This window comes from Bacillus sp. EKM420B (genome assembly GCF_011065565.1).
GTDB lineage: Bacteria > Bacillota > Bacilli > Bacillales > Bacillaceae > Bacillus > Bacillus velezensis.
In genome coordinates this window covers 930660-946557 of sequence record NZ_JAAMNX010000002.1, presented here as the reverse complement: position 1 = coordinate 946557, position 15898 = coordinate 930660, and the positions used below count along the sequence as shown (strand labels likewise).

Below are 15898 nucleotides of genomic sequence, written 5' to 3'. Positions count from 1 at the left end.
CATGAGTGTTATTCAGCGTATCTGTCTCGTATTAACGATTATCGGCGCTATTAACTGGGGACTGATCGGATTTTTCCAATTTGATTTAGTAGCAGCCATCTTCGGCGGCCAAGGATCAGCTCTGTCGCGGATTATTTACGGTCTTGTCGGCATCGCCGGTCTGATCAATCTCGGCCTGCTGTTTAAGCCGAACGAAGAAACATCCCGCGAGGAAGCGGCAAATCCTGAAGTCAGATAAACATAAAAAAAGCACCGAACATACATATCCGGTGCTTTTTTTGATGGTTATTTTTTGATAAGGTCTTTGCGGTTGGACTGTTCGATCCACTCTTCAAGCTTATCTTTCAATGTGTTGAAACCTTGCGGAGCAGATGTTTCTTCAGAAACTTGTGCCGCTTTCGGTTTTCTTGGTTTGCTTTCTTTTCTTTCAGGCGCCGCTTGAGTCGCACGGATAGAAAGGCTGATTTTGCCTTTTTCTTCGTCAACTGCAAGTACTTTTACTTGTACTTCGTCACCGATAGAAAGGTGTTCATTAATGTCTTTTACGAAACCGTGAGTGACTTCAGAAATGTGAACAAGTCCTTGAGTTTCTTCATCTAATGCAACAAACGCACCATACGCTTGTAATCCTGTTACTTTACCAGTGTAAACACTGCCCACTTCAAATTTTGCTGCCATTCATAACAACTCCTAAGTTAAATTAAATACAGATTATACGCAATTTAAAATTATATCATACAAGTTTGTTTTTCGCAAAGAGAACTTTTTTACATCATCATGTTTAAGCACAGGTAAAGGGGGTATACTATGATTACGAAGGCTTTCTAGTATTCCCCCCTTTTATTTGGATGCGAACCGGGTTCGTATCTTTTTTTATGCCCTTTTTTCAACAAACCGTTTGATTCTGACGAGCGCTTCCTGAATCTGCTCAATGGATGTCGCATAGGAACATCTGATGTAGCCTTCGCCGCTCGGGCCGAATACATTCCCCGGAACGACGGCTACTTTTTCTTCAATGAGCAGCTGTTCCGCGAATTCTTCTGAACTCATGCCGGTCGATTGAATGGAAGGAAAGGCGTAAAACGCTCCGCCGGGGTGGTGGCAGCCGAGTCCGATCTCGTTCAATGTTTCCACAATCAGGTTTCGGCGTCTCCGATAGCTTTTTTTCATTCTTTCGACGTCTTCCTGACCGTTTTTCAGCCCTTCAAGCGCCGCGTACTGAGCCATGGAAGGCGCACACATCATCGCGTGCTGATGAATTTTGAGCATGGCATCCCTGATCACGGGAGGCGCCGCCGTAAATCCGAGTCTCCACCCCGTCATGGCAAATGCTTTGGAGAAACCTGAAATCAAAATCGTCCGCTCCTTCATGCCGCGGATGGCCCCCATGCTCGTGAAAGGCTCATCATATGTCAGTTCGGCATAAATTTCATCGGCAAGCACGATCAAGTCGTGTTTTTCAGCGAAGGAAGCGATGGATTCAAGCTCTTCTTTCGAATAGACGGAACCAGTCGGATTTGACGGCGAGCATAGAAGCAGCGCTTTTGTTTTGTCCGTCAGGGCCGCTTCAAAATCGGCTGATGATGCTTTGAAACCTTTTGCAGCTACAGTCTGAATCGGCACCGGCTTCGCCCCCGTCAGGGTCACGAGTGATTCATATGCGACAAAACACGGTTCGGGAATTAACATTTCCTCTCCGGGATTCATAATGGCACGGACAGCAAGATCAAGCGCCTGGCTTGCCCCTACCGTAACGATCAGTTCACTGTCAGGCGAATAACTCAGGCCGAACCGCTGATCTAAATAGCGGCTGATTTCTTCTCTCAGTTCATAAAGACCCGCATTTGCCGTATAAGCCGTATAACCCTGTTCTAAAGAAAGAATACTCGCTTCCCTCACGTTCCAGGCCGTCACAAAGTCAGGCTCTCCTACTCCCAATGAAATGACGCCTTCCATCGTAGCAGCCAGATCAAAGAATTTGCGGATGCCTGACGGTTTAATCTGCTGCACGTAGTCAGATAAATAAGAAGTCTTCGTTTCCATTTACGGAGACACCACGATTCTTTTGTCATCGTCTCCGCTTTCAAAGACTTTGCCGTCATGCTTATATTTTTTCAGGATAAAGTGCGTTGTCGTGGAAACGACGGACTCAAGGGTGGACAATTTTTCAGAAACGAAGCTTGCCACGTCTGACATCGTATTGCCGCGAATAACGACAGATAAGTCATAAACCCCTGACATCAGGTACACTGATTCAACTTCCTGGAATCTGTATATCCGTTCAGCGACTTCATCAAAGCCGACATTCCGTTTCGGAGTGACTTTTACGTCAATCATCGCCGTGACGCCTTCCAAACCGTCGACTTTGCGCCAGTCGATCATCGCCGCATAATCAATGATGACTTTTTCCTTTTCAAGCTTTTCAATGATGCTTTTGACTTCTTCGGCGGGAATGTTCGCCATTTTCGCGATCGTTTCCGCATCAACGCGGCTGTTTTCGTCTAAAATTTCTAATATTTCTGTTTCTTTTTCGGTCAGCTTCATACGTTTCACACCTTTGCATTATCAAAAATCTTCATGACATTATATCACGATTTTCGACAAATGCTAAGAAAAACCCGAAAGAAACCAGAGCTAAAATCTGACAATCAAAAAAGCCTTTACATTACAACAAAGAAAGGACGGCGAAGGCTCTCATGGAAGCTGTTTCACCGATTAAACGGGCCGCGATAGACGGAGTTGAGCTGTATTACGAGCATTATGAAAATCCCGGCAGACAGACACTCGTCTGCGTACACGGTTTTTTATCTTCGGCATTCAGCTTCAGAAAACTGATCCCGCTGCTCAGAAACCATTATGATATTATCGCCGTTGACCTGCCTCCTTTCGGGCAATCGGAAAAGTCACGGACTTTCGTATATACTTACGCAAACCTCGCCAAGCTTCTGATCGGACTTCTGGAAAAGCTCGGTATCAGCCGGGCCGCACTCATCGGCCATTCGATGGGCGGCCAGATTTCCTTATCCGCGTCTCTTCTCAGACCCGAGCTTTTTTCTAAAATCGTCCTGCTGTGCAGCTCGGGGTATTTAAAGCGCTCGCACCCGTCGATTATATTCGGGACGCACCTCCCTTGTTTTGACCTGTATCTTAAGTATTGGCTTTCAAAAGACGGTGTGCTGAAAAACCTGTTAAATGTCGTTCACGACCGGACGCTTATCGATCAGGAAATGATTGACGGTTACGAAAAACCATTTACAGACCGCCAGATTTTCAAAGCGATGACAAGGTTCATCAGACACAGGGAGGGCGATTTAGAGCCCGAGGATTTGAAGAAAGTGCAAAACCCCGCTCTTTTAATATGGGGAGAAGAAGACCGTGTCGTTCCGGTCTCAGTCGGAAAACGGCTTCATGACGACCTGCCGGATTCCATTCTGTATTCACTCAAGGATACGGGACACCTCGTACCCGAAGAGCGCCCGGAGTTTGTTTCGGAGCGGATTTTTGAATTTATTCAATAAAAAAACCGGCGGAACCGCCGGTTTTTAAGGGGTGCAGGAACTGCTTTCTTTTATGAACAGAAGCTGCTCGGCGGCCTTTTGGCAGCCTTCGATCGGAAGCTTTTGCTCAAATGAAGCCTCAAAGATATCCTGAATGGCTGCTGCCAGCTTGTCGGCACGGTCTTCACTGTAGACGGCCTGAACGATGTCGACGGCTTCTGTCTCATAAAAATCTTCTCCATATTTAAACGGGTCCCACTTGGCAATGATTTTCATCATTTCCATGACCGCTTGGCTTTCTTCCATTTTCATCACCGCTTATAATAAAGTTTGCAAATCTATTTTATCATAGATACGCTGTGCAAAATAATGATACTACAGGAGTGACATACATGAACTTTGATCTTCGAGAAAACCGTCTTGGCACACAATCGGTGAAATGGGACAAGGCGGAAGCGTTATTCGGCGTATCGGATGCACTTCCGATGTGGGTTGCCGATATGGATTTCCGCGCTCCCGAAGCGGTCACTGACGCCTTAAAAGCCCGCCTTGACCACGGCATATTCGGTTATACGTCTCCTGACGAAAACACAAGAGAAGCCGTCGCTTCATGGCTTGAGACACGGCACGGCTACCGGCCCGATCCCGCAAGCATCACGTTCAGTCCCGGAGTTGTCACGGCAATCAGCATGGCAGTACAAGCCTTTACCGAACCGGGCGATCCGGTGTTGATTCAATCACCGGTGTATACGCCTTTTTATCAGATGATCAAGGAAAACAAACGGCAGGTTTTACATAACCCATTACGGGAAGAAAACGGCGTCTACTGCATGGATTTTGAGGATCTTGAGAAAAAGCTGAACGATTCTGAGGTCAAGCTGATGATTCTTTGTAATCCCCACAATCCGTCCGGCAGAGCGTGGAGCCGGGATGAGCTTATGAAGCTCGGATCGCTGTGCGCCGCCCATAACGTCACCGTCGTTTCTGACGAGATACATTCCGACTTGATGCTGTACGGAAAGCCGCATACGCCTTTTGCTTCTTTGTCTGAGGAGTTTGCGCGGATTTCCGTTACTTGTGTCGCGCCGAGCAAGACGTTTAATATTGCCGGCATTCAGGCATCCGCCATTATCATTCCCGACCGTTATAAGCGGGCGAAATTCTCCGCCGCATTGCATCAGAACGGGATTTCCAGCCTCAACACATTTGCGGTTGCAGCAATCGAAGCGGCTTATACAAAGGGAGGCCCTTGGCTTGACGCGCTGATTCCTTACATTGAAGGGAATATGAAATTGGCTGAGGACTTTTTAAGAAAAGAATTGCCGAAAGTCCGCATGATGAAACCTGACGCTTCCTATTTGATCTGGATGGATTTCAGCGGATACGGATTTTCGGATGCCGAGCTCAAAGAAAGAATGCTCCAAAAAGGGAAAATCATATTAGAGCCGGGAACGAAATACGGACCGGGCGGCGAAGGATTTATGAGACTTAATGTCGGCTGTTCAGCCGCAACCGTAAAAGAAGGGCTTGAGAGAATGAAAGCAGCGCTCGCTTAGCAGCGGAAAGAACGCCTTTATCAGACGAGATAAGGGCGTTCGCTTTAGAGAAATATATACTTTTTTTGCCGGTAAAGATGTTATAATAGATTCATATTTACATAGGAAAGGATTTCGCATAAATGGAGATTGTAAAGGATTACCTGCTTCACTTCTCTTTTATTTTATTCCCTATTTTTCTTTATCAAGTCTTCTGGCTCAGCAAGCCCGATTTGCTTGTGCCGAGAGCGAACCGCCTGCTGGTCGCCGTATTTGCAGCGTCATCTTCATTATTATGTACGGCTTTTCCCATCCAGGAGCTTCATTCCGTCCGTTACGGTTTGCAGCTGATTCCCATTATCGTCTGCCTGCTTTATTCCGGTACCGCAGCAGGACTTGCCGCAGGGGCGGCATCCGTTTTTTTTCAGCTCATATGGTTTGAACCTTCCGCTCTTTTTTTCTTATCCTTAATTCCTTTTTTAATCATCATCCCTATCCAGCTCCAAACGAAATGGCCTTTTTTCTCAAAGCGGAAGAAACTGCTTTTCGCTCTTCTCATCGGCTGCACTGAAACCGCCTTATTAACCGCATCTGTCTTCATCTATTCCGCGACCAATATTTTCAATTTTCAAAATCTATCTTCCGTTTATTATGAGGCGGCAGTATCCGTTTTTTTTCAAGTCAGCGCCCTTTTGCTGTGCATTTATTTGATTGAGATCATTGATGAGAATGCGTCCATGCGGGCAAGGCTGATTCACTCAGAAAAAATGGCCGTCGTCAGCGAGCTTGCGGCAAGCGTCGCCCATGAAGTCCGCAATCCGCTTACGGTCGTCAGAGGTTTTGTGCAGCTGCTGTTCAGCGGCGAGCAGCTTCAGGACAAATCCCACTCCGGATATCAGAAACTTGTGCTGTCCGAACTCGACCGGGCTCAGACGATCATTACGAATTATCTTGATATGGCGAAGCAGGATGACTATGAAAAAGAAAAGTTTGATATTTCTCTGCTCGTAAAGGAAACAGGTTCCTTAATGGAGTCTTATGCCAATTTTAAATCGGTGACCGTGACTGTTCAAAGCGAGCCTGATTTATATGTGTTCGGCGATGTAAAAAAACTGAAACAGGCCTTCATTAATCTGATTAAAAACAGTATTGAAGCCGTGCCCTCTGAAAACGGCCGAATCGAGGTCTCCGTCCAAAAACAGGAAGAGATGATTCTCATTCAGATTACGGATAACGGAATCGGCATGTCCGATGAAGAACTGCAGAAACTCGGCAAACCGTATTATACGCTGAAAACGAATGGCACCGGGCTCGGGCTTACCGTGACATTCTCGATTATTCAGCATCATGAAGGCTCCGTCTATTTCACCAGCGGCGAGCACTCGGGCACAACGGCTTCAGTCAGGCTTCCGGCAGCTGTTCACTAGCCAACCGCGTTGATCTTTTATAGAATAACTAGAGAGAGGTGAACGCTATGAATTCGTTTGAAATCGGCACAATCGTAAAAGGGTTTTATAAAACAGGAGCATACATAGGGGAAGTGACAGACGTCAGGCCCAATCACTATTTAGTGAAAATTAAAGCCGTTCTGACGCATCCCGCTCAAGGAGATCTTCATCATCCGAAGCAGGCGGATGTTCCGTTCTTTCATGAAAGAAGAGCGCTTGCATTCGGGGAACAGACAAACATACCGCATCAGATGGTCAAACCGTTTGATGGCGAAGTTCCTGATTATACGGCTTCCTTACAAGCGGCGTCTGCCCGGCTGAAAGATCAGCTTACAGCGGACGGCTCAGAATGGGCGGAACGTTCGCTCGCCAACTTGGCCGCGTTAGAGCGTGACTATTTTAAAAGAACTTGACCCAGTCGGCATGATTGGGTTTTTTTATGTGGCCCGGCGAAACAGTTCAGTCAGATCGACGCGATCACCGATCGTCGGAGGTTTCGGTTTTTCAAGATATTGTTTATCCCGCTCGACAAGCTTGAATAATTTGTATGTCGTCCGCGCATCATCCAGCGCTTTGTGATGCGTGCCCGTTCCTTTATCGCCATACTCTTCCGCCGCTTTCCAAAGGCCGGTCAATGTTCTGTCGCCGAAGAAGTTTTTGTATTCAAGGGACAGATCCCGAAGTTCTCCTTTGAACGGAAAAGGGATGTGGTTAAACATGCAATTTTGCTTTAACACTTTCATATCCATATTGCCCCAGGTGACGATCGTGCAGTTTTTATCAGGATCAAGCTCATTTAATTTGCGGATGAATTCATTAAACGTGATTCCGCCGTCCACGTCTTTTTGGGTGATGTTCAGAAAGGTTTTGCATCGTTTCGTCAGCTTTGGAAATTTTTTCGGTTTGATATAACTCGAAAACGTTTCAGTCACTTCATCATTCACCGTCTTGACAATCCCCGCTTCAATTATCTCAGGAAAGAAATTTTGCGGGCTGTATTTTCCGTCAGGCATCGTAAATTCAAAATCAATAATGAGCAGACTGCGCTGATCCACTTTTTTTACACCTGCCTTTCCTCCGATCAAAAATGATATTTTATGATAGTATATCAGTTTCCCCTCTGAAACTTTCTTCATTTTCTAAAAATAATGAATTTTCCTATATCCGCATCGAAAATACAAATACCGGATTCATTCCTATATACTAATGATTAGACACACGAAAAGTAAAGAAGGTGATGTTATTTCTGTCCGTAAGAAGAACTTCGTCGTCATTTGGATTACAAATTTCTTTATTTCCGCCAGCATGACCATGATTGTTCCGTTTCTTTCGTTATATATCGAAACGATCAGCCCCCATTCGGGCGGGTATGTGCAGAGATGGAGCGGGTATGTGTTCGGCGTCACGTTTTTAATGGCGTTTGTGATTTCCCCGTTTTGGGGCAGATTCGGCGATAAGCGCGGCTACAAAAAAATTCTTTTGATTACAGGCACCGGCATTGCCGTCAGCATTTTATTGATGGGGTTTGTGACATCGGTTTATCAGCTGTTTGTCCTCCGGCTGCTTATGGGTCTTGTAACAGGCTTTGTTCCGACATCGCTTGCCATGATTTCGGCGCAGACGCCGAAAGAGACTGCCGGGAAAACGCTCGGCACGCTGCAGATGGGTCAGGTGTCAGGCACTTTATTCGGACCGATGCTGGGCGGGCTGCTCGCTGACAGCTTCGGGTTTACGTACACATTTTTTATTACGTCTTTTGTTATTTTCGTATCCGTGCTTCTCGTTTTATTTCAGGTGAATGAGCAGCCGCTCGGCGAGAAACAAAACAAGCGGAAAACCTATTCCAGAAAACAGGTGCTCTCCTATATTTTTCACCAGCCCGCGCTTTGGGCGATGATGGTGCTTACCATGATCGTGCAGACCGGCAATTTCAGCATCCAGCCGCTGCTCGCTTTATATGTCAATGAGCTGCACGGACCTGTTAATTTAGCCTTTTTCTCCGGAATGGCGTTTTCAGCAACCGGACTCGGAAGCTTATTGCTTGCCCGGAAATGGGGGGACTTCGGCGACCGCTTCGGCCACAGCCGGATCTTAATCGTGCTTTTGATTGCCTCAGCGGTGTTTTTCATTCCGCAGGCGCTCGCCTCCTCCCTCTCCATTCTGTTAGTCTTCAGATTTCTGTTCGGCATGGTCATGGGCGGCACGCTCCCCTGCATTACGGCCGCGATCCGCGTCAGGGCGCCGGGCAGCATCCAGGGAGAGGTGCTCGGCTATAACGTCAGCTTTCGTTTTCTCGGAAACGTGCTCGGCCCTCTGCTCGGAGGTGCGGTCTCAAGCGGTTTTTCTATTTCGGCTGCTTTCTACGTCACCGCCTTTCTCTTTTTAATAGGCGCGGGGCTTTTATGGATAGCGGGACATCTGCAAAAGGATACAGCGTCAAATGCGGGCTGACCGGCAGCGATCACGATTTCTTCTAAATTTAACCTTCTCGTATTCTTAAAAGAATGATACGATATGGCTAGAAATCAGGAGAAAAGAGAGTGACCATGGTACGTAAAATAATCGGATGGATTTTGCTGCTCGGCATTATCCCGTTGTGTGCATTTACAGTTATTGCTTCCGGCAAAGAGGTAAAACAAATCAAGCCTTTTGATCAGGTGCTCGATAAACATATTGACTTAAAAGCGATCAACCTGGTTCAAAACAGTTACATGTATGACAGGGACGGAAGCCTTGTTTCTGAGATTGTCAGCGATCATGAGAACCGCGTGATCGTGCCCTTTAATAAAATACCGAATGAGGTAAAACAGCTGTTTTTAACCTCTGAAGACCGCCATTTTTATGAGCATAAAGGGTTTGACTTTATGGGGATGGTCAGGGCGGCCGCCTCCAATTTCAAAGATCATAAAATTGACCAGGGCGCCAGCACCATCACCCAGCAGCTGGCAAGGAATGTGTATTTAAGCCATGAACGCACCTTCAGCCGAAAACTGACGGAGCTGGCCTATTCCTATCAGCTTGAGAAAAAATACAGCAAAGATGAGATTTTAGAAGGCTACTTAAATACAATTTATTTTAATAACGGCGTATACGGTGTCGGTTCAGCGGCACAATTTTATTTCAGCAAGCCGCTGAAATCTCTCACTTTGGGAGAGATGGCCTTTATCTGCGCCATTCCTAATAACCCTACATTATATGATCCTCTCAAGCATTTTGATTATACGAAAAAACGACAAGTCAGATTGCTTAACGGATTGAAAAAAGCAGGCGTTATATCCGGGAAACAGCTGAAAAAAGCCGAAAAGGAAAAGATCAAGCTTGATATAAACGAAAAAACAAATAAATATCCTGACTATGTTTCCTATGTAAATGATGAATTCACACAGCTTGTTTCCTCATCCGAAGGCTATGACAAACGTCTTGAAAAAGCTTCCGGAAAGGCGAAACAAAAAATACAGAGTGAGCTTTCCGACAGAGTCAGCACATTGTTAAAAGACGGCGTGAAGATTTATACGGCGCTGAATCCGTATATGCAAAACCAAGTCGTCGCCCAAGTGAATCAAAATCTGCCGTATGCAGGCGTCCAGGGCGGAGCGGCCGTGATTAATCATCAGACACATCAGATTATCGCGCTTTCAGGCGGGAAAGATTATCATAAATATGATTTCAACCGCGCCTATCAAGCATACAGACAGCCCGGTTCATCCATTAAGCCGCTGCTTGATTACGGACCTTACATTGAAAAGACCGGCGCAACGCCGCACAGCAAGATTGACGCAAGCAAATTCTGCAGTGCGGATTACTGCCCGCAGAACTATAATAACCGCACGTACGGCACGGTTACCCTGGAAACGGCGTTTAAATACTCGTACAACACACCGGCCATCAGAATCATGGACCGCGTCGGCGTCAATAAGGCGTTCAGCTACCTTGAACCGTTTCATTTCGCGAAGCTGGTCAGCGCGGATTACCGTCTGCCTGCGGCGCTGGGCGGTTTTACAAACGGCATGACGCCGCTTGAAATGACCAATGCGTACACCACGTTCGGCAACAACGGCGTTTATACGCCGAGTCACGCGATTACAAAAGTGACTGATTTAAAAGGAAAAACGATATTAAAATGGAAAGATGAGCCGGCGCAGGTATTCAGCGTGCGGACCAACATGCAGATCAAAGAAATGATGAAAGCCGTCGTCAAAAGCGGAACAGGAAAGAAAGCGAACTTTAAAGCTCCGTACGTCGGCGGAAAATCAGGAACGTCAAATGACTATCACGATATGTGGTTTGTCGGCCTGACGGATGCTTATACGATGGGGGTATGGGTCGGCAAGGATACACCGTCAAGCGTCGAATACCTTCATGACGCAAGCCCTCAGCTTTCGATCTGGAAAAACACGCTGCAGGCAGCTTATTAAAGATAACGGAGGGGATCCGCTTTGAAACCAGCTCAGCTTCCGGACCGCGTGCTTTTGTTTGACGGCGTCTGCAACTTATGCAGCGGCGCCGTTCAATTCATCATTAAACGCGATCCGGCCGGCAAAATCTCATTTGCATCATTGCAATCAGATACCGCCCGGGAGCTTTTGGCATCAGAAGGACTTCCGACAGAACAATTTGACAGCATGATTTTTATCGAAAACGGGCGGATATACAAAAAATCCGCAGCCGTGTTAAAGGTTTCCCGTCATCTCCGCGGAGCCTGGCGGCTGTCAGCAATTTTTTTTGCAGTGCCCCGCCCCCTCAGGGACAGAGCCTATTCTTTCATCGCCCGGCGCCGTTACAAATGGTTCGGAAAAAGGGAAGCATGCATGCTCCCCTCCCCTGAGATCAAAAACAGATTTCTGTCTTAACAAAAATGGCTAGCTTACACAGGTAAGCTAGCCATTATGCTATTATAAAGCTTGATAAAGATGTACAAAATACCGATAACAAAAGTAAACCAAAACAGAATCTCAAGCAATATAAAACCGATCAGCGAAACAATCGAGAGTGTAGAATAGATTCTGTACACCATGAAAATCAAATAAACGAGCGTAACAACGGCAAATAACGCCGCAATCCAAAAACCATTCTGCACGAGCGCAAAGGAAAGAATTCCTCCGCCTACATAAATTAAAGAGCCTAATCTGATTTTTTTCAGATTGTCCCCTTCAGGGTCATTTGTGAAAAACAAAAGAGACAGCTCTGTCACTGTGTTTGCAATCAGCTTCAAAGCCGAAAAAAGCATAAAATACACAAGGGCGAACGCTGCAAAAAGCGCCAGTCTGATCCCTTTCTCAGAGAAATAATCCAGCATCCCCTGATACATGCCGAGCGTCTGAAGTATCTTCATGACATAAAGCGAGGTAGAAATGGATAATGACGAACTAAAAAGCAGAATCGCAACGAGCGGAAAATAACCCGTCCAATAAGTATTTTTCATATAAAAAGTCCCTTTCTGTAATCTACCTCACTTATTATGGAGGACTTAAAACACATTGACAAGATAAAAAATTCCATTTTTCCTCACTTTTACGAAATAAGGGCCTGATCTTCACAAACCGGCTTTTTCGGAGTAAAGTAGAACGCGGGAATGATAAACGTAAGGAAGGCTGTTATGAAAAAAACATTAAAATTGCAAACCCGATTAACGATATTCGTCTGTATTGTCGTCCTTATCGCACTTTGTATCACCTTTTTCACGATCAGCGTCCAGACCGCAGACCGCGTGAAAGAAGAAGAACGGACAACCGCGCTGCGCACCGCAAAGCTGGTCGCGGAAACACCGAGTGTCGCGCAGGCATTGCAAACAAGAAAAGGGCTGAAAGAGCTCCGGAATTATACACTGGATGTCCAGCATACGACAGGAACCGAATTTGTCGTGGTGATGGATATGAACAGCATCCGCCTCACCCACCCCGACGCAAATAAAATCGGGAAGAAATTCACCGGCGGAGACGAACAGCCGGCGTTGCACGGCCATATCAAAACGAGCACATCAGCGGGAACTCTCGGAAAATCCATGAGAGCCTTCGTACCGATCTATGGAAAAGATAAAAAACAAGTCGGCGTCGTTTCGGTCGGAATTTCGCTTAACAAAATACAGGATGTCGTCAGCCACAGTTTGAGACCGCTTTATTTCATCATCTGCGTAAGTATTTTTGTCGGCGTAATCGGAGCCGTGATTGTCGCCCGCACCGTCAAAAACATTATGTACGGTCTTGAGCCTTATGAAATCGCCACCCTCCTGGAAGAGCGGAGCGCCATGCTCGAATCAACGAAGGAAGGCATCCTGGCGGTTGACGCGCGGGGAAAAATTAAGCTTGCCAATGCAGAGGCGAAACGGCTTTTTATTAAAATGGGTATTCCGACTAATCCGGTCGATCAAGATGTGAACGATATTCTCCCGAAAAGCCGGCTGAAACAGGTGATTGAAACGAAAAAACCGCTTCAGGACAGAGATATCCGCATTAACGGACTTGAGCTGGTCTTTAATGAAGTTCCGATTCATCTGAAAGGACAAACCGTCGGAGCGATCGCCACGTTCAGAGACAAAACGGAGGTCAAACATTTAGCAGAACAGCTGTCCGGTGTTAAAATGTATGCAAACGCATTAAGAGCCCAGTCTCATGAATTCATGAATAAGCTTCATGTCATTTTAGGGCTTGTCCAGTTAAAAGAATACGATGATCTCGGCACTTACATTAAAGACATTGCCATTCAGCAGAAGACGGAAACAAGCGAGATTATAAGTGATGTCAAAAGTCCGGTTCTCGCAGGGTTTCTTCTGGGAAAACAAAGCTACATACGCGAGCAGGGCGCTGATCTGGACATTCAGCTCGGCAGCCTGATTCCGAATGCGGCGGATCCGGCCGTCATCCATGAGCTCATTACGATTATCGGAAACCTGTTAAACAACGCGCTCGACGCGGTGGCGCAGATGCCGAAAAAAAACATTACGTGCTCGATGCGGTTTCAGGATCGCCAGCTTGATATAGAGATTACGGACACGGGAGCCGGAATGTCTGCGGCAGACCAAGCCCGTATTTTTGAACAAGGTTATTCCACGAAAGGGACAAACCGGGGGTTCGGCCTCTATTTCACCCAGCAGGCAACAGAAAATTTAAAAGGCCATATGATTGTGACAAGTGAAAAGAATGAAGGAACGACTTTCAGTCTTCGCATTCCGTATGAACCGAAGGAGGAAAATGATGATTAATGTACTCATAGTTGAAGACGACCCCATGGTGGGTGAATTAAATAAACGCTATCTCAGCCAGATTGAAGGATTTCAGCTGAAAGGGATCGCATCATCCTTTCAAAGCGCGCTGCACGTGCTGAGCGAGCATCATATCGATCTCATCCTTCTTGACATTTACATGCCGGGAAAAAACGGGCTTGAGCTTTTAACGGAAATCCGCAAGCAGAATGAATCGGTTGATGTCATCGTCATTTCGGCCGCAAGCGAGCTGGACGTCATTAAAAAAACGCTTCGGTACGGCGCCGTCGATTATTTAATCAAACCATTTGAATTTGACCGCTTTCAAACCGCTCTTTCCGACTACAGACGCAAGCAGAAAGTTTATCAATCACACAGAAGCATGACACAGAAAGAATTGGATGCCGAGCTTTTTCAAAAGAAAGAAGCGGCGGAAAAGGTTCACCTTCCGAAGGGATTGACAAAGAGCACGCTTAAACTCATCTGGGCGAGCATTGAGTCTTTCGGCGACGGCTCTTTTACCACGGAAGATCTCGCCAAGCATACTGAAATCTCGCAAGTCTCCATCCGGAAATACCTTAAATTTCTGGAAGACATACAAGTGCTGAATGTAGAGATGGCGTACGGCACGATCGGCAGACCCGTCTTTCAATATCATATCAACACCGGCAATGTCAGCAGCATCAAACAATATTTATAATGTCAAAAAGCGCCGTTTCGCTGTGAACGGTGCTTTTTTACTGTCATATCCCGTGACAAAAGGCTTGAGATTCCTTTTTGATATGCTATATAAGGATAATGACTCGGCTGATCCTCCTCTGTTTTAACCAGATGAGGAAGCCGATTCATAAAATTGATATTTTTTAAAAAATAAGCAAATTTCTATTTATTTATGGCGGGTAAAATGATAAATTATGATTGGTTAGCAGATCTTTTCAGATAAGTCATAAGTCCCGAACCCGGAAGAGACAGCCGCTCAAGGCGGGAAAAAGAGAGACGTCTCATCATTATTATCAGAAAGTTTTTTCGATTCTGCATCCGGCACGGGGACTCAAGTCTGAATTGAACGGCACAGCCATATTTTACAGGGGGGTTATATCTTTGAAAAAACGCAAAATCGGAATGGCGATGGCGCTCATTGCAGCGGCCGGAACCATATTAAGCGCATGCGGTTCAAGTGACAAAGCAAACGGCTCCGGCAGCAAAAACTTTACCGTCGGCATGGTAACGGATATCGGCGGTGTTGATGACAAATCATTTAACCAGTCCGCCTGGGAAGGCATCCAGGCATTCGGAAAAGACAACGGGCTTACAAAAGGCAAAAGCGGTTTTGACTATCTTCAATCAAAATCAGATGCAGATTATACAACGAACTTAAATAAATTAGCGCGGGAACACTTTGACCTGATTTACGGCGTCGGGTATCTGATGCAGGATTCCATCAGCGAAATCGCCGATCAGCGCAAAGACACAAATTTTGCGATCATTGACGCCGTTGTCAAAAAAGACAACGTGGCGAGCCTTACATTTAAGGAGCAGGAAGGTTCATTCCTCGTGGGAGCGGCCGCTGCGCTATCGAGCAAAACGGGAAAAGTCGGATTCGTGGGCGGAATGGAGTCCGAATTGATCAAAAAATTTGAAATCGGCTTCCGCGCGGGTGTACAAGCCGCAAATCCGAAAGCGACCGTCGAAGTGAAATATGCGGGCGGGTTTGACAAAGCCGATGTCGGCAAGGCGACGGCTGAAAGCATGTACAAATCAGGCGTTGACGTCATTTATCACGCGGCCGGCGCAACGGGAACGGGCGTCTTCACAGAAGCGAAAAATCTGAAAAAAGAAGATCCGAAGCGGAACGTATGGGTTATCGGTGTCGATAAAGACCAGTATGCGGAAGGCCAAGTCAAAGGAACAAAAGACAATGTCACTCTCACATCAATGGTCAAAAAAGTGGATACTGCCGTGGAGGACTTAACGAAAAAAGCGAGCGACGGTAAATTCCCGGGCGGCAAAACATTAACATACGGTTTGGCGCAAGATGCAGTCGGCATCTCGGATCACAAGGAGAACCTTTCTGACGATATCATCAAAGCAACAGACGATTGGAAGAAGAAAATCGCGGACGGACTCGTGATCCCTTCAACTGAAAAAGAATTGAAATCCTTCAAGGCTGAGTAAGAACCAGGGGATAAGGAGACTTCCGTGCTTATCCCCTCTCTTTTT

General features: G+C 46.3%; 17 protein-coding genes. 11 read left to right on the top strand and 6 right to left on the bottom strand.

Going from position 1 to position 15898, the window contains the following annotated elements:
• Position 1 precedes the first annotated feature (1 nt).
• Positions 2 to 238, top strand: a complete 237-nt coding sequence (locus G9F48_RS09785) for a DUF378 domain-containing protein (RefSeq protein ID WP_003152104.1) — start codon at positions 2 to 4, stop codon at positions 236 to 238.
• Between the two features lie 47 nt (positions 239 to 285).
• Here G9F48_RS09785 and yugI read toward each other — a convergent pair whose 3' ends face one another.
• From yugI to G9F48_RS09770, 3 genes are all read right to left on the bottom strand, one after another.
• Complete coding sequence (yugI, locus tag G9F48_RS09780) at positions 286 to 678, bottom strand: S1 domain-containing post-transcriptional regulator GSP13 (protein WP_003152102.1); 393 nt, start codon at positions 676 to 678, stop codon at positions 286 to 288.
• A 195-nt stretch (positions 679 to 873) separates the two neighbouring features.
• Positions 874 to 2043 (bottom strand): aminotransferase, encoded by a 1170-nt coding sequence (locus tag G9F48_RS09775; protein ID WP_165409411.1) that lies wholly within the window; start codon positions 2041 to 2043, stop codon positions 874 to 876.
• On the bottom strand, positions 2044 to 2544 hold the full coding sequence (locus G9F48_RS09770; protein ID WP_003152098.1) for an Lrp/AsnC family transcriptional regulator: 501 nt from the start codon (positions 2542 to 2544) through the stop codon (positions 2044 to 2046).
• A 152-nt stretch (positions 2545 to 2696) separates the two neighbouring features.
• Here G9F48_RS09770 and G9F48_RS09765 point away from each other — a divergent pair, with 152 nt between their 5' ends.
• On the top strand, positions 2697 to 3518 hold the full coding sequence (locus G9F48_RS09765; protein WP_003152096.1) for an alpha/beta fold hydrolase: 822 nt from the start codon (positions 2697 to 2699) through the stop codon (positions 3516 to 3518).
• Between the two features lie 24 nt (positions 3519 to 3542).
• Here G9F48_RS09765 and G9F48_RS09760 read toward each other — a convergent pair whose 3' ends face one another.
• On the bottom strand, positions 3543 to 3803 hold the full coding sequence (locus G9F48_RS09760) for a DUF1871 family protein (RefSeq protein ID WP_003152094.1): 261 nt from the start codon (positions 3801 to 3803) through the stop codon (positions 3543 to 3545).
• Positions 3804 to 3889: 86 nt separating this feature from the next.
• On the opposite strand from G9F48_RS09760, the gene G9F48_RS09755 reads away from it, so the two are divergent.
• The 3 genes from G9F48_RS09755 to G9F48_RS09745 all read left to right on the top strand — a co-directional run bounded on the left by G9F48_RS09755 (position 3890) and on the right by G9F48_RS09745 (position 6893).
• Positions 3890 to 5053 (top strand): MalY/PatB family protein, encoded by a 1164-nt coding sequence (locus tag G9F48_RS09755; RefSeq protein ID WP_165409410.1) that lies wholly within the window; start codon positions 3890 to 3892, stop codon positions 5051 to 5053.
• Positions 5054 to 5175: 122 nt separating this feature from the next.
• Complete coding sequence (locus G9F48_RS09750) at positions 5176 to 6459, top strand: sensor histidine kinase (RefSeq protein ID WP_003152088.1); 1284 nt, start codon at positions 5176 to 5178, stop codon at positions 6457 to 6459.
• Positions 6460 to 6506: 47 nt separating this feature from the next.
• On the top strand, positions 6507 to 6893 hold the full coding sequence (locus G9F48_RS09745) for a kinase-associated lipoprotein B (RefSeq protein WP_003152087.1): 387 nt from the start codon (positions 6507 to 6509) through the stop codon (positions 6891 to 6893).
• A 24-nt stretch (positions 6894 to 6917) separates the two neighbouring features.
• Here the strand turns inward: G9F48_RS09745 and kapD are convergent, their stop codons facing one another.
• A complete protein-coding gene (gene kapD / locus G9F48_RS09740; protein WP_003152084.1) occupies positions 6918 to 7535 on the bottom strand; it encodes a 3'-5' exonuclease KapD in 618 nt (205 codons plus the stop codon).
• Between the two features lie 151 nt (positions 7536 to 7686).
• On the opposite strand from kapD, the gene G9F48_RS09735 reads away from it, so the two are divergent.
• The 3 genes from G9F48_RS09735 to G9F48_RS09725 all read left to right on the top strand — a co-directional run bounded on the left by G9F48_RS09735 (position 7687) and on the right by G9F48_RS09725 (position 11330).
• Positions 7687 to 8931 carry a multidrug efflux MFS transporter gene (locus tag G9F48_RS09735; protein WP_238785814.1) on the top strand — a complete coding sequence of 415 codons (1245 nt, stop codon included), beginning with the start codon at positions 7687 to 7689 and terminating at the stop codon, positions 8929 to 8931.
• A gap of 89 nt (positions 8932 to 9020) precedes the next feature.
• Positions 9021 to 10895 carry a transglycosylase domain-containing protein gene (locus tag G9F48_RS09730; protein ID WP_014305709.1) on the top strand — a complete coding sequence of 625 codons (1875 nt, stop codon included), beginning with the start codon at positions 9021 to 9023 and terminating at the stop codon, positions 10893 to 10895.
• A 21-nt stretch (positions 10896 to 10916) separates the two neighbouring features.
• Positions 10917 to 11330, top strand: coding sequence for a thiol-disulfide oxidoreductase DCC family protein (locus G9F48_RS09725; protein ID WP_003152080.1), 414 nt, complete (start codon positions 10917 to 10919; stop codon positions 11328 to 11330).
• Positions 11331 to 11344: 14 nt separating this feature from the next.
• Here G9F48_RS09725 and G9F48_RS09720 read toward each other — a convergent pair whose 3' ends face one another.
• Positions 11345 to 11902, bottom strand: a complete 558-nt coding sequence (locus tag G9F48_RS09720) for a YufK family protein (RefSeq protein ID WP_007408662.1) — start codon at positions 11900 to 11902, stop codon at positions 11345 to 11347.
• Between the two features lie 174 nt (positions 11903 to 12076).
• Here G9F48_RS09720 and malK point away from each other — a divergent pair, with 174 nt between their 5' ends.
• The 3 genes from malK to G9F48_RS09705 all read left to right on the top strand — a co-directional run bounded on the left by malK (position 12077) and on the right by G9F48_RS09705 (position 15853).
• Positions 12077 to 13678: a malate sensor histidine kinase MalK gene (gene malK, locus G9F48_RS09715; RefSeq protein ID WP_015387789.1), complete on the top strand. Its 1602-nt coding sequence runs from the start codon at positions 12077 to 12079 to the stop codon at positions 13676 to 13678.
• Positions 13671 to 14378: a response regulator gene (locus G9F48_RS09710; RefSeq protein WP_003152077.1), complete on the top strand. Its 708-nt coding sequence runs from the start codon at positions 13671 to 13673 to the stop codon at positions 14376 to 14378. The genes malK and G9F48_RS09710 overlap by 8 nt, the downstream gene beginning before the upstream one ends.
• A 401-nt stretch (positions 14379 to 14779) precedes the next feature.
• Entirely contained in the window at positions 14780 to 15853 is a 1074-nt protein-coding gene (locus tag G9F48_RS09705) for a BMP family lipoprotein (protein ID WP_165409409.1), read from the top strand.
• Positions 15854 to 15898: the final 45 nt, after the last annotated feature.